Origin of the sequence: Clostridium sp. D53t1_180928_C8, assembly GCF_015667795.1 — a bacterium.
GTDB lineage: Bacteria > Bacillota > Clostridia > Clostridiales > Clostridiaceae > Clostridium.
In genome coordinates this window covers 123276-139652 of the sequence record NZ_JADPEL010000004.1, presented here as the reverse complement: position 1 = coordinate 139652, position 16377 = coordinate 123276, and the positions used below count along the sequence as shown (strand labels likewise).

Sequence of the window (16377 nt, the reverse complement as noted above, 5' to 3'; positions counted from 1 at the left end):
ATGTCTAGTTTAGAAATATCAAAAAAAATAGAAAAGCCACTTAAAAAAAGTACTATTGGAAATAAAAAACGTTTGGCATTACAAATATTAATTTTTGCATTATTCCTCATTTTATCTATTATCATAATTATTCCATTTTATATATTAGTTATATCATCATTTAAGCCAGGAAATGACTTAATACGTTATGGAATAAATTTAAAGATAGAGTTAGATAAGATGTCATTAGATAACTTTATATTCTTATTTACAGGAAATCATCAGTATTTTACTTGGTTTTTTAATAGCTTATTTTTAACAGCAATTTCAGTAATAATAACTTTATTTGTTTGTGCAGCTGTTGGATATGGATTTTCAATGTATGATTTTAAATTCAAGAATTTCTTATTCATCTGTGTATTATTTGTAATGATGGTTCCATTTGAAATATTAATGGTCCCTATGTATAGCCAGATAATAGATATGGGGTTGATTGATACCTACACAGGTATTATATTGCCTGGGATAACTAGTGCATCAACAATATTCTTCTTTAGGCAATATTTACTTGGAATACCTAAGGATTTAATTAGTGCAGGAAGAATTGATGGAGCATCAGAATATGGTATTTTCTTCAGAATAATACTTCCAATTATGAAACCGGCATTTGCAGCAATGGCAATTTTAAATACAATGGGTGCATGGAATAATTTATTATGGCCTTTACTTGTTTTAAAAACAGATACTAAATTTACTTTACCAATAGGGTTAAATACATTGTTAACTCCTTATGGAAATAATTACGATTTATTAATAGTTGGATCATTTTTCTCAGTAATTCCAGTTTTAATAATTTTCTTATGTTTCCAAAAATATTTTGTTGATGGTATGACAGCAGGAGCTGTTAAGGGATAAAATACAAAAATATAAATACAAGGGAGAGATATCTTATGAGTGAAAAAGCAAAAATGATAATAGATAAAGAGTTTAAAATATCAGAAATAGATAAAAGAATTTATGGATCATTTATAGAGCATTTAGGAAGAGCAGTATATGGTGGAATATATGAACCAGGACATTATACTTCAGATGAAAATGGATTTAGAAAAGACGTAATAGATTTGGTTAAAGAATTAAATGTACCAATTGTAAGATATCCAGGAGGAAACTTTGTATCTAATTTCTTCTGGGAGGATAGTGTTGGAGCTGTAGAGGAAAGACCAAGAAGATTGGAACTTGCATGGAGAAGTTTAGAAACTAATGAAATTGGATTAAATGAATTTTCTAAATGGACAAATGCTATAAATTCAGAAATAATGATGGCAGTTAATTTAGGAACTAGAGGAATTGCAGATGCATGCAATCTATTAGAGTATTGTAATCATGAAAGCGGAACAAAATATAGTGATTTAAGAATTAAGCATGGAGTAGAGAAACCACATAAAATTAAAACTTGGTGTTTAGGAAATGAAATGGATGGACCTTGGCAATTAGGTCACAAAACTATGGATGAATATGGTAGACTATCAGTAGAGACTGCAAGAGCAATGAAAACTATAGACCCAAGTATAGAAGTTGTTTCTTGTGGAAGCTCATATAAGGATATGCCAACATTTCCAGAGTGGGAAGCAACAACTTTAAATTATAATTATGATGAAATAGATTATGTTTCACTTCATCAGTATTATGGTAATAGAGCTAATGATACTGCAAACTTTTTAGCTCAAACAGTAGATATGGATGAATTTATTAAAACTGTAAAATACACATGTGATTATATAAAAGCAAAAAAACGTAGCAAGAAAACTATTAATTTAAGCTTTGATGAATGGAATGTATGGTTCCATTCTAATGCAGAAGATGATGATATTATGAAAAATAGACCATGGCAAATTGGTCCGGCATTATTAGAAGATATTTATAATTTTGAAGATGCGTTATTGGTAGGCTTAATGTTGATTACGTTATTAAAGCATAGTGACAGAGTTAAAATTGCTTGTATGGCTCAGTTAGTAAATGTTATTGCACCAATAATGACAGAAAAAAATGGTCCAGCTTGGAAGCAAACAATTTATTATCCTTATTTACATGCATCAAAATATGGAAGAGGAATAGCTCTGCAATCAGTAATATCATCACCAAAACATGATACTATAGATTTTACTGATGTTAATGATGTAGAATCAATAGCTATATATAATGAGGAAAAAGAAGAGGTTACTATATTTGCTGTAAATAGAAACTTAAGTGATGATATTAACTTAGAGTGTGATGTAAGAAGCTTTGATGGATATAAAATAATAGAACATATAGTATTAGAAAATAATGATATGAAAGCTGTAAATTCTATAGTTAAAGAAACAGTTACACCAAAACTAGTTAATAGAAGTGAATTAATTGATGGAATTTTAACTTCACAATTAAGTAAAGTTTCTTGGAATGTAATTAGATTAGGAAAAAATATATAAGGTATATTAATAGATTGGCTAAGTATCTACAATTTGCAGTCATTAGTATACTATAATAGTTTTTTAGCCCTTTGTAATTTATTTATAGATTAATATTACTCAAATTAAAAAGTGGTATTTACAAGAAGGAGTGTCGCAGAATGTTAAAGGAAGTTGAACTAAGTTATAGTGATAAAAATGAGATGCTTAGCGTTATAAAAGCATTAGCAAATGAATCAAGAATAAATATTTTACAATTATTAGATAGAGGATGTTTAAATGTAAATGAAATCGCAGAAGCTTTAGATTTACCAGTATCAACAACTGCGTTAAATATAAAAATTTTAGAAGAAGCTGGGTTAGTACTTACAGAACTGCAACCTGGAATAAGAGGATCTATGAAAGTAAGTAGTAAGGCATGTAGTAATATTATTATTAATTTAAATGATAGTATAAATACTTTGCCAGAGAACTGTGTTTATATAGATATGCCTATTGGAAACTATAGTGATTGTAGCATATTGCCATCTTGTGGATTAGTTAGTGAAAAAGGAAGTATAGGGCGTTTTGATAAGCCAAGTAGTTTTTATTATCCGGAGAAAATTAATGCTCAGTTATTATGGTTTTATAATGGGTATATAGAGTATAAATTTCCATATGAGGGATTAAAAAATAAAAAGATAAATATGTTGGAAGTTTCAATAGAAATGTGTTCTGAAGCTCCACATTATAAAAATGATTGGCCATCAGATATAACTATGTGGATAAATGATATAGAAGTTGGAACATGGACTAGCCCTGGGGATTTTGGGGGAAGACGTGGTAGAAATAATCCACAATGGTGGCCTGATACAATTAATCAATATGGTTTGTTGAAATATTGGAGAGTAAATAGTACAGGAACTTATGTTGATGATTTAAAGTTATCAGATAAAACAATTGATGATTTTAATATTGAAACTAATGACTTTATAAGTGTTAAATTTGGTATAAAGGAAAATGCAAAAAACATAGGAGGAATAAGTATATTTGGAAAATCATTTGGAGATTATCCACAAGATATAATAATGAAAATAGAGTATTCGAAATAGCATAAAAGATTTGGGATAGGGTATGGAGGATTATTATGAAAGTTAAAGAATTGGTAAAACCTATTATATTACAAAGAGCAGATCCGTGGATATATAAACATAAAGATGGATATTATTATTTTACGGCTTCAGTACCTGAATACGATAGAATTGAAATAAGAAGATCAAAAACGATAAATGGATTAGCTGAAGAAGCTGGAGTAACTATTTGGAGAAAACATGAAGAAGGTATGTTAAGTGCAAATATATGGGCGCCAGAAATTCATTATATTGATGGAAAATGGTATATATATTTTGCAGCGGCTAGAACCAATGAAACAAATGAAGGTTTATTTGACCATAGAATTTTTGTTTTAGAAAATGAAGCAGAAAATCCGTTAGAAGGTAATTGGATTGAAAAGGGGCAGCTAAAAACTAATTGGGAGTCCTTTGCTTTAGATTCTACTACATTTGAACATAGAGGAATTAGGTATTTAGTTTGGGCACAAAAAGATCCTAATATTTATGGAAATTCTAACCTTTATATAGCAAAGATGAGTAATCCTTGGACAATAGAAGGAAAACAAGTTATGATTGCAGAGCCAGAATATGACTGGGAAAAGATTGGCTTTTTAGTTAATGAAGGACCAGCTGTAATAAATAGAAATGGGAAGATATTTATTTCTTATTCTGCTAGTGCTACAGATCATAATTATTGTATGGGAGTATTAATTGCTGATGAAAATAGTGATTTATTAAATAAGGATTCATGGCATAAATCAGAAAAACCAGTTTTAAAAACTGATAACGAAAAAGAAATATTTGGACCAGGACATAGTTGTTTTACTGTTTCAGAAGATGGAGAAACAGATATGTTAGTATATCATGCAAGAAACTATAAGGAAATAGTAGGAGATCCATTATATGATCCAAATAGGCATACATTTATAAAAAAATTAATGTATGATGAAGAAGGAAATTTAATATTTAGTTAAAAAGTGGATAATATAGGTAATTGTAAAGTTACCTATATTTCTTTAAATCTTTATAAAACGTTTAAGTTGGTTAAAAGGGGGAATTCAATTGAATTTAATGAAAAAATCAAATTCAAGACTAATGAGGTATAGGCGATTAATATCAATGGTAATAATATTTGCTTTGCTGATTAGTCTATTACCAACAGATTTTATAACTAAGAAGGTATCAGCAAAAACTAAAGCTGAAAAAAATGGAGATGTAATAAAACTATCTAATGAATTCTTTAATATTGAAATTGGAGAATATGGTCAAATTACTTCTTTAATGATTGTGGGAGATAAGTACCCAACTAATTATGTTATGAATGCAGAAAATAGTCCTAATCAAAATACTGATGATCATCAATGGATGGGAGAGTTAATGTTTAATACAAAGGTTGGTGATTCTACAGAATGGACAGAGTCTTGGACTAATTCATCTAATTCAGTTAGAGATATAAAGTTAGATGGAAATAAGGTTGTAATAACTTATGAGAATGCAACTGAAGATAAGGGTATAAAAGATTTTAAGTTAGTTGAAACATATTCACTAGTAGATGATAAGCTTCGTTGGGAGATTACAGTTACAAATACTAGAGATGAGAAAATAGAATTTGGCGATTTTGGATTGCCACTTGCTTTTAATGAAATATGGCCAGGCGGAGAAGAAATATATGAAACAAGAGTAGTTGATCACTCTTATGTAAGTAATGAATCATCATATATTTATATAACAAGACCAAGTGGACAAGGTCAATTTTTAGTAATGACTCCAGATGCAGATACAGAAGCAGGCTTTGAATATCAAGATCACTGGAGAATAGAAGAAAGAGGTCAAACTAATTGGGCTCAAGATCAAGCAGGTTGGGCTAATGGATTGAATGTTTTTTATATACATTCCAATGTAATAAAGAAAACTAATAGAGGATACTTAGAAAATACTTCTTTATTCTTAGAGGCAAATGAAAGTAAAACATATGCTTTTAACTTTTCAGTTGCACAAGATGAAGCAGATATGAAAACTACACTTTATGAAGAGGGATTAATTGATGCTGTTGCACTTCCAGGGATGATTTTCTCTACTGATATGCCAGCTAAAGTTGATTTACATTATAAAAATGATGTAGACCAAATAACAAAAATAGAAATAGAATGTCCTCATGAAACAGATTTACATTCAGGAGAAAAAACTTGTGAACATGAAGATATACCATGTACAAAAAATGTAGGAACATCTTTTGAATATTTAGAAAGTAAAACTGTTGACGGAGAACTTCATCATATATATGAAATAAGATTATCTTGTCTTGGACAAAATAATGTTCATATATACTATGAAGATGGAAAAGAGACAGTATTACAGTTCTATGCTATTGAACCTGTTGCAGATGCTTTAGAAACTCATGGAGACTTTATGGTTGAAAAAACTCAATGGGATGCCCCAGGAGAAATATATGATAAAGTATTTGATGATTGGATGATGGATACACAAAGTAAAAGAGGTGTCTTCAATGGATATTGGGGATGGGGAGATGACTGGGGATTAACTCATGGTGAATACTTAGCTGAAAAGAATGTATACCAACCAGTTGTTGAACAAATTATAGCTGTTGATGAGTATTTAGATACTGCAATTTGGAATGGATTAATGGCAGAGCATCAAGATGATTATTTAATACATGACTTCTTAATGCCAGAACCAAATACAACACCAACTTATAGAGGATATGCTTATCCACACATATATAACACTTATTTTTCAATGTATCAAATAGCAAGAAAGTATCCGGAAATGGTTGACTATATAGAATCTCCAGAAACTTATTTATTAAGGGCTTACAATATAATGAAAGCTTTATATGGAGATAGAGTTGCGTATAACTGGGAAACTGGTCTTATGGGAGAATTAACAACTCCAGCTATAATTGAAGCTTTAGAAGTAGAAGGGTTCTATGATGAAGCTAAAACTATAGAAGATATTATGGAAAAGAAATATAACAACTTTAAAAATACTAAGTATCCATATGGATCAGAGTATACTTACGATAATACTGGTGAAGAAGCTGTTTACACTTTAGCTAAGCTTCAAGGAAATACAGAAATGATGGAAAAAATAGATTGGAAGACAAGAGCTTGTCGTGGATTACAATCTGTTTGGTATCATTATGGTGTTCCAACAACAATATGTGGTGAAAATTGGTGGAACTTCCAATACACAGCTTCATTAGCAGGATACTGTATGGATGACTGGCTAAGACTTCAAGATAATGATATGACGCAAGAAGAAAAAGCTTATGCTGAAAGAATAAACTATGCTGGTAAAATTGCGAACTTAACAGCTATAAATTCAGGACAAATGTGCGGTGCTGAAGACAATATAGGTACAGTTTCTTGGACATACCAAGCTGAAAAAGGTAACTTAGGGGGACAAGGTACTGGTGGAGGAACTCTTCATAATGGTTGGAGACAAATGGCTGGTGAGGCTGATTTAGGTCTGTTTGGAGCATTACAAATTTTATCTTCGGATGTAACTGTGGATCCTGTATTTGGTTTATTCGGATATGGATGTGAAGCTACCGATAATGGCGAATATTACACTATAGTTCCTAAAGATGGTTTATTTATGAAATTAAACTTAATAGATGAAGAAATATATATTGAGTTTGATAATGATCAATATACTCAAGCTAAAGTAAATAAAGATGGAACAGGTGCTACTTTCAATATTAAAAACTTAAATAAAACTGCTCATAATTCTGCTATATCATTTACTGGTCTTAAGGCTGGTTCTTATGACTTATTAGTAAATGGAGAAGTAGCAGGACAATTTAATTGTATAGAGGGAAAAGATGCTGTTGTTAATGTACCAATGCCAGAAACTGATGCTGAAGTTACAATTGTTTTAGGAGAAACTCCTGAAAATACAGCTCCAGTTGTAGAAGCAGGTGAAGGAAGTGAAACTTTACGTTCTGAAGGCTTTACTTTAAAGGGAAATGCTACTGATGACGGTTATCCAAACTTAGAATTAACTTATGAATGGAAAATGGTTAGTGGACCAGAAGGTGGAGAAGCTAAATTAGAAAATAGTGATAAGTTAATAACAAAAGGAAAGGTAACTAAGGCTGGAGCTTATGAATTTGAATTAGTAGTAAGTGATGGTGAATTATCAAGTTCAGATAGAGTAACTATTATAGTTAAGGAAGATCCACCACTACCAGAGGTATTATTAGAATATACCTTTGATAGTATTGAAGAAGATACTGTAAAAGATACTTCAGGATCTAATAATGATGGGGATATAGTTGCAAGAAGAGAGATTATTGAAGGTAAGATTGGAAATGCTATAAAGTTTAATGGAAAAACTGGATATGTACAATTACCTAAGAATATTACTAAGAGAGTTGAAGATGTTACAATTTCAGCTTATGTAAATCTTAATGAAGCTCCGATATCAGGATCAAGATTATTTGAACTTGGTAATGTAGATGGTGAATGCTTATATCTATCATTTGTAGAGGGGGGTAAAGCACAATTAACTATTCCAGATTTAGATAATGGCAAAGATATTGTAATTAAATCAGACAAAAAATTTGTTTCAGGATATTGGAAAAATATAACTGTAACTATTAGCAATAGTACTGCATCATTATATGTTGATGGTGTATTAGAAGGTGAAAATACAAATATATCATTTAACTTAGCAGATTTAGAAACAACTCCTAAAAATTATATAGGAAAATCACAATTTGAAGGTGTTTCATTATTAAATGGAGCAATAGATGAATTCTACATTTTAACAAAGGCTCTTTCAGCAGAGGAAATAAAAGATAGATATGAAATAAAAGAAGATATAGTATTAGAAAAAGTTGAAGAAGTTAATGTTATGACTTATAAAACTGTTAAGCCAGAGCTTCCAGAAATGGTTAATGGAATTTTATCAAACGGAACTTATGGAGAGTCTGAAGTTATTTGGGATGAATTAACAAAGGATTTATACGCTACAACTGGTGAATTTAGAGTTTATGGAACTTTAGAAGGAACAGATCTAAAGGCTATAGCAAATATTGAAGTTATTTCAGCAGATGAAAATCCATATTTAGTAGCTAGATATAGCTTTGATGAAATTAATGAAAATAAAATTGAAGATTTATCTGGTAATGTACACACTGCAGTAATTAATGGAACTGATATTGAAAGTACATTAGTTGATGGAAAATCAAACAGTGGAGTGTTAATGAATAGAGACAATGGTAACTTTATTGCAGTTCAAAATGCAGGAACAGATTTTGCTTCACCAAATGTAACAATTTCTTATTGGTTAAATAGACAAACTGCATTAAGAGGAGAAGCTATTATTGCATGGGCAAAAGGAGATTGGAGTACAACAGGATGGTTTATTAATGCAACATCAGGATCACCAGTAGGTATGTGGATAGATGGAGGATCAACAGGATTTAAAGTAAATGCATCAGCTAGCGAATTCTTTGGTGAAGATGAGTGGGTTAATGTGGCTATAACATGGAATTCTAAAACACAAACAGGTAATATTTATAGAAATGGTGTAGCTCAAGAAATTGAAGTTGTGGGAAGTCCTAAAACTATAAGTAAACCAGTTACAGAGCAAGTGTTAATTAGTAAAAACTATTATGGAACTATTATGAATGAATTTGCTTTAGATGATTTTAGAGTTTATAGTACAGCTTTAGATAATAACTTTATAAAGGGTATATACGAACAAAAGTTAGTAGGATATATGACTGAAAGTATATGGACTAAGCCAGGTATCAAACCAGAATTACCAACTACTATTAAAGGTATTTTAGGTGATTATACTGAAATAGAAGTTGAAGTTAACTGGAATGAAATATCATCAGAGCTTTATGAAAATGAAGGTAAGTTTACTGTAGAAGGTATAGTTGAAGGTTCTAATATTAAAGCTATATGTGAAGTAGTAGTATCAGAAACAAAACCAGAAAATCCAGTAGTAGTTAGTTTTGCAGAAGTTATAGTAGAAACTGAAGCAGGTATTAAACCAGTATTACCTAAAAAGGTAACTGCTAAGCTTTCAGATAATACAATAGCTAGATATAATGTAGTTTGGGATGAAATAAGTGAAGATAAGTATGAAAATGATGGTGAGTTTACAGTTAATGGTTCAGTTGAAGGAACTGATGTTAAAGCAATTTGTAAGGTAGTTGTAAATGGTAAGGAAGAAGAAATTCCAGAAGTTGAACGTACAAATATAGCACCAGATGCGACTCCAACAGCAAAATATACAAATTCAGATTTAGGTGGAATAACTACTATAAATGATGGATTTGATCCAGTAAACTCTAGTGATAAGAGTCATGGATTATGGCATAACTGGGGTGAAGAAGGATTAGATGAATGGCTACAATATACTTGGGAAAGCCCAGTAACAATTGATGCTACAGACGTATATTACTTCACTGATGGTGGTGGAATAAATATGCCAGGTTCAGTAGATTTCCAATACCTTGCTGAAAATGGAGAATGGAAGTATGTTGAAGATGCAGTAGGTTTAGGTGGAGAAGCAGATCAATACAATAGAACAACATTTAAAGCTGTAACAACAACAGCATTAAGAATGAATTTATATCCAAGTAAATTAGGTTTAGGTGTTATTGAATGGAAGGTATATGCGGTTCCGGAGATAGAAGTTCCTACAATTATATCAATTTCTGAAGTTGATGTAGAAACAATAGCAGGAATAGAACCAGTATTACCAATTGTAGTGACTATAACTTATTCAGATGGTACAACTAGTGAAGTTAACGTTGTATGGAATAGTATTTCTTCAGATTTATATGAAAAAGTATCTGTATTTACAGTAGAAGGTACAGTTGCAGATTCAGATATAAGAGCTATATGTAATGTTACAGTAAGGGAAAATAAAGTAAGAGATGCAATAAGTTCAATAAATAATAATTATAGCCCAAGTATTGTAGAAAATAAATTAGTATTACCTAATGTTGAAGAGGGGCTTAATGTATCAATAAAAACTACTAATCCAGAAGGTATTATCGATGTTAATGGAAATATAACTACACCAGAAAATGATACTGAAGTATATGTAGTCTTTACTGTTTCAGATGGAAATATAACTATGGATACCGACTCTATAATAGTTAAAGTAAATGGTAAGCAAGGAATTCCAGATGAAAAGCTTCCTTTTGACAAGACAGATACCGAAACTGGAATAAGAGTAGAGGCTAAGGAAGGCGTTATTTCTAATGAAGCTGACCTTAAGGTAGAAAAAGTTGAATCAGGGTCTATTTATGATTATGTTTTAAATATTATTAAGGATATAGGTAATGTATTTATATCATATGATATTTTTGTAGAAGTAAATGGTGAAAAGGTACAACCAACTGGTGGAAAAGCTAAAGTTACAATTCCAATACCAGCAGATTATAATAAAGATAATTTACTTTTATATTTAATAAATTCCAAGGGTGAAAAAATAAGTATTGAATTTGTAGTAAAGGATAATAATATTATTTTTGAGAGTGATTTATTAGGTATATATTCTTTAGTAGATACTTCTAAAGGTGATGGAAAGCCAGATTTAGATGATGATAAAGAGGAAGAAACAGAAGATAAACCACAAGTTAATCCAGATAATAAACCAAATAATAATGGTTATAATTCAGGTAACAATAACCTACCGGTAACTGGTAATGAGATTTCAATTTATATATTAACATTTGCTATTTTAATAGTTGCTATTGGAGATATATTATTAATAAATAAAAAGAAAATTAGAAAATAGCTTACAGTTAACCTTCATTTTAAATAAAAAATGCAACTAAGAAATAATAAATCTTAGTTGCATTTTTTTTATTTAATATTATCATTATTTTTAATATTAGAACTATAATTTTCTCCTATAACTCTATCATAAGTAATTAAATCTAAAGATTCATTTCTAGAATCAGAACTTTGAATACTTGGTGAGTATAGTGGATATTCATTCATTAATTTCTGCATAGTTTCTATAAAATCTGTTTCTTTAGAATTAATTAAATCTAATAAAACAAAAGGTATATAAAATGCAGAAATAGTATTAATATTTGTATTAAAAATACTAGAATCATAATTATTCCATAGTATATATTTTTGATTGTAAATTAAATCAGCATTATTATCAGAAACTCCTAATCTATCATAAACATTATCATCAGGAGTAAAGAATGGGAAGTGATCACCTACAAAAACAAGTATTACATCTTCATTAAAATCTTTTAACCAATTTGTAAATTCTTTTAATTGATCACTAGTCTCTTTAACACCAGCTAAATAATAAGATAGTTGGTCTGCACCTTCAGCAGTTTCAGCATAGTATGGTTGGTGATTTTGCATAGTAGTTGCAAAGATATAACTTGGACTTTTATTTGCCTGTAAAACACTTTTAATTTGATTAAAAACACTTTTATCAGAAATATATCTTCTAAAGTTTTCAGTTTCAACTGTCATACTATCGTCAAAATATAGGTTATCAAATCCATATTCTGTATATAATGTATCCCTATCATAAAATGTTTTACTAAAGGGATGAATATATGCTGTATTATAACCAAGAGTTTTGAAGTAACTTGGAATAGTATCAATAAATTCTTGCTTTTTTAATAAGTTTTGTGGAACTGATGGTGTATTAATTGCATAGGTTGGTAAACCTGTTAACAATTCAAACTCAGTTCTTGTGGTATATCCTCCAAAGGTTGGAACTACACAGTTGCCAACATATCCTTCAGAACCAACTGAATCAAATCCTGAATAAATATCATTATTAATATTTAATGAATCAAAAACTCTAAAATCACTAAAGGATTCAGACATAATGAAAATAACATTAGGAGTATTTTCAGTGTTTTTTTCAGTATTATTATCTACATCATTATTAGATATTAGATTTTTTATAGAGTCATAACTATAATTTTCTGGTGGATTTACAATATCCATTAAGTTTTCAGATGTAGTCTTTGCTAAATAAGGCAGAAAACCTATATCACTAAATTGTTCGTTACTTTCTAGAATATTAGTAGCTGCAGGCGTTTCTATTTCAAAAACAGAAAAAATCTTAGCAGATATAGAAGTTGTTAAGAATATAGTTATTAACATACTTATAAATACGCAACTACAGATACGCTTTTTAAGTGAAAAGTCTAAAGTTAAATTGTTTTTATAAGTTAATAAAATATATACAACTAATATTACAAAGTTAAGAACTAGTGGATAAGTAATTTTTAATGAAGCAAATTTTCCTACATCACTTATATTTTTAGTCATTAGTAAATCACTAATTACTAAATGACTTCCGCTAGTTTTATATTTAAAATATTCAATACATGAGAGGATGTAAAATATACCTCCATGAATGGCCATAGATAAATAAGCTTTTTTAAATATAAGGAAAATTATAGTAAATAATATAGCGCAAATAATAATATTAAATAATAATATATTGGGTTTTTTCATTAAGAACTTTAATGTACCATTAAAATTCTGACATATATTATATTCTAATAAAACTGATAAAAATAATGGATATAATATAATTAATAAGTACTTAGGTATATTTTTAAAATTGAGTTTCATTATAAGATAATAACTCCTTTCTGGTAGATACCTTGAGAAATTACAAGTTTCAAATATATTATATACTTAAAATATTTTTTTTGAAATTAACTTAAGAGAATATTAAGAGAAATTTAATGGAATTAACAATAAAAATCCAATTCATATTACATAAATTTACTTTTTAAATTTAAGATATTTTGTACAAACTAATTTTAGTAAATAAAATTAGAATGGAGTGGTTACAATGTTTGGCATACCAGTAATTGAGTGGGTTGGATATGTAGCATCAATTATGATTGCTATATCCATAATTATGACTGATATAGTAAAGCTTAGAGTAATAAATTCAATAGGGTGCATATTATTTGCTATATATGGGTTTACAGTAAAAGCTTACCCAGTAGGAATAATAAATTCATTTATATTCTTTGTGAATAGTTATTATTTATATAAGTTTTATAAAGATAAATAAAAATAATTAGTAATTCATTACATGTGTCTCAAAGTTTTAACTTAAAGTTTACAAAAAATTAAATATGTATATAATAAAATAATGAATAAAATTAGGGAGGCGCTTTGTATAACTATGAATTTAGAACAAATTATAAACAAAATTATTAATTGGATAACTACAGAAGGAATAAAGTTAGTTATATGGTTATTTTTATTATGGATTGGTTGGAAACTTGCCAAAAAAGTAGTAAATATAATGAATAGAACTTTAGAAAAAAGAAATGTAGATGCTACAGTAAGGTCCTTTTTAGATACTTTTATGGAAGTTGTATTAAAAGGAATAGTAATTTTTATATTTTTAGATCAAGTAGGAATTAAAACTACAGGAATAGCAGCATTACTTGCATCAGCAGGGGTCGCTATAGGACTTGCGTTACAAGGCAGTTTATCTAATTTTGCTGGAGGCGTAATAATATTATTAATAAGACCATTTAATGTTGGAGATTATATTGAAGGGGCTGGACACGCAGGAACTATAGAGAGGATAGGAATGTTTTATACTCATATGGCAACTGTGGATAATAAACTTATACTTGTGCCAAATGGTAACTTAGCAAATGGAAGTATAGTTAACTATTCAGCAAAAGAATTAAGAAGAGTAGATTTAACTTTTGGTGTGGGATATGAGCAAGATGTTCTTAAAGTAAAGAGAGTATTAGCTAATATTGTTGATGATCATGATTTAATTTTGAAAACACCTGAATCATTTATAGCACTTTCTGCTCATGGAGATAGTGCTATTAATTTTGTAGTAAGAGCTTGGGTTAATAATAGTGATTATTGGAAAGTATATTTTGATTTGCTTGAATCAGTTAAAGTTAAATTTGATGAAGAGGAAATAAGTATACCTTATCCACAAATGGATTTACATATAAAAAAAGAAGCTTTAATGGAAAATAAAATAATGTAATTTAACTATATACCTCTAGTAAGTATAGATTATTTTTATACTTATAGGGGTATTTTAATTTTAAAAAAGAATATTATGATGCTTTTTGTGTAATAAGGGAAGATTATAGTGTATAATAATATGTAAATATTTATATTAAACCTAATATATAAAAAGAGGTGTGGCATGAAAAATATAATGGATTCGCTTTTGGGGCTTTATGATATGATGCAAAAGGATTTTGGAGAAGAGCGAAAAAAGAAAAGAAATTTTAAACATATTAGAGCATATTTTGATATGGAAGAGCATGATGGATATACAATAGATGATCAAACTTGGGATGACTTTAATATGGATGAAGTTTTTGCTAAGGTTGATAGGACTTATAGTAGTGCAGGGGAAGCTATTTTATATAAAATGCTTAGAAATCCACTTCATGATAAGAAAAAGTTAAATGAGAGAGATGAATTTGTTGAAACATTAAGAAAATCTACTGATTTAAGAACAAAATTGCAAATGATTTATTTTAAGTTAGGATATGATAGAAAAAATACGTTTTTAGATATGATAATAGAATCGTTAGAAGCAAATAAAACAAAATATTATTTATACCTTTTATTTGGTAGAGTTTTAATGTTTGGAACAATATTATTTTCTATAATATTAAAGGAGCCTATGTTACTTTTAGCTACATTTATATTGTTATGGGTAAATGTATTTATTAATGATAAGGAAAGAAAAAATGTTAAATCACAAGGATTACTTTATTTAAGAAATATTATAATTTCAGCAAAAAAAATACAAGAGGTAAAAGATCCAGTAATTGAAAGTTACAATGTTAAAATTAAAGAACTATTAAAGGAATTAAAGGGTATAGATAGTGCAACTAAGCCAATTCAACTTGCTAATACTGGCGGTGGTGTTTTTGAAATTTTAACTATTCCATTTTTATTAGAAGAAACTGCATTTTACAGAATTGCTAATTTATTAGAAGAAAAAAGAGAATATATTTTAGATTTATATTATTTAATTGGTGAAATAGAAAGTTATATATCAATAGCTTCTTATAAGGAAGAAATAAAAGGAAAGTATACTAAACCTAAGTTTGTAGATAAAGTAGGTATTAATATAGTTGATGGCGTACATCCTTTAATAAAAGATGCAGTACCTAATTCAATTAATTTTGAAAAGAGAGGAATTGTTTTAACAGGTACAAATATGGCAGGAAAATCTACATTCTTAAGAATGATAGGACTTAATATTATATTTGCTCAAACATTCAATTTTACTTTAACTAAAAAATATGAGGCATGTTTCTTTAATATAGTTTCTTCAATTAGTCCTAGTGATGATGTTACTTTAGGAAAGAGTTATTATATGGCAGAAGCTGAAGCATTACTTAGAATAATTAAAGCTTTAGATTTAGATTTACCAGTATTTTGTCCAATAGATGAAATATTTAGAGGTACTAATCCAATAGAAAGAATAGCATCTTCTGCAGAAATATTAAAATATATTAATAGTAAAGAGAGTATATCAATAGTTGCAACACATGATAGAGAACTTACAGATATTCTTAAAGAAAATTATGATTTCTTCTATTTTAGTGAAAAAGTAGATAGTAAGGGATTAAACTTTGATTATAAATTAAAAAGAGGAGTATCTAAAACACGTAATGCAATTAAGCTATTGGATCATATAGGATATCCAAGAGAAATAATTAAAAAGTCTTATAATAGAGCAGAAACTTTAGAAAAATATATGTAAAACTTAAGCTTCCATCAGAAATTATATTTAATTCTGATGGAAGCTTATTTTATTTTTCTATTGTTTAAATGTTTACATAAAAATAAAATGTAGAA

General features: G+C 28.7%; 9 protein-coding genes. 8 read left to right on the top strand and 1 reads right to left on the bottom strand.

The genetic code is table 11. The features are described from left to right. From I4V51_RS04685 to I4V51_RS04665, 5 genes are all read left to right on the top strand, one after another. Positions 1–894, top strand: a complete 894-nt coding sequence (locus I4V51_RS04685; protein WP_195987152.1) for a carbohydrate ABC transporter permease — start codon at positions 1–3, stop codon at positions 892–894. Positions 895–929: 35 nt separating this feature from the next. Further along, positions 930–2447, top strand: coding sequence for an alpha-N-arabinofuranosidase (locus I4V51_RS04680; protein ID WP_195987151.1), 1518 nt, complete (start codon positions 930–932; stop codon positions 2445–2447). Between the two features lie 140 nt (positions 2448–2587). Then, positions 2588–3517: a helix-turn-helix domain-containing protein gene (locus tag I4V51_RS04675; RefSeq protein WP_195987150.1), complete on the top strand. Its 930-nt coding sequence runs from the start codon at positions 2588–2590 to the stop codon at positions 3515–3517. Positions 3518–3552: 35 nt separating this feature from the next. Continuing rightward, the gene (locus I4V51_RS04670; RefSeq protein WP_195987149.1) at positions 3553–4491 is read left to right on the top strand and encodes a glycoside hydrolase family 43 protein; all 939 of its coding nucleotides are present in this window, start codon (positions 3553–3555) and stop codon (positions 4489–4491) included. Positions 4492–4588: 97 nt separating this feature from the next. Next, positions 4589–11305 (top strand): DUF5695 domain-containing protein, encoded by a 6717-nt coding sequence (locus I4V51_RS04665; RefSeq protein WP_243281398.1) that lies wholly within the window; start codon positions 4589–4591, stop codon positions 11303–11305. A gap of 68 nt (positions 11306–11373) precedes the next feature. On the opposite strand, the gene I4V51_RS04660 is transcribed toward I4V51_RS04665, so the two are convergent. Beyond that, a complete protein-coding gene (locus I4V51_RS04660) occupies positions 11374–13131 on the bottom strand; it encodes an alkaline phosphatase family protein (RefSeq protein ID WP_195987147.1) in 1758 nt (585 codons plus the stop codon). Positions 13132–13357: 226 nt separating this feature from the next. On the opposite strand from I4V51_RS04660, the gene I4V51_RS04655 reads away from it, so the two are divergent. The 3 genes from I4V51_RS04655 to I4V51_RS04645 all read left to right on the top strand — a co-directional run bounded on the left by I4V51_RS04655 (position 13358) and on the right by I4V51_RS04645 (position 16282). Next, positions 13358–13585 carry a YgjV family protein gene (locus I4V51_RS04655; protein WP_195987146.1) on the top strand — a complete coding sequence of 76 codons (228 nt, stop codon included), beginning with the start codon at positions 13358–13360 and terminating at the stop codon, positions 13583–13585. 114 nt (positions 13586–13699) lie between these two features. Next, complete coding sequence (locus I4V51_RS04650) at positions 13700–14536, top strand: mechanosensitive ion channel domain-containing protein (RefSeq protein ID WP_195987145.1); 837 nt, start codon at positions 13700–13702, stop codon at positions 14534–14536. A gap of 177 nt (positions 14537–14713) precedes the next feature. Beyond that, positions 14714–16282, top strand: coding sequence for a DNA mismatch repair protein MutS (locus I4V51_RS04645; protein ID WP_195987236.1), 1569 nt, complete (start codon positions 14714–14716; stop codon positions 16280–16282). The last annotated feature ends 95 nt before the right edge of the window (positions 16283–16377 follow it).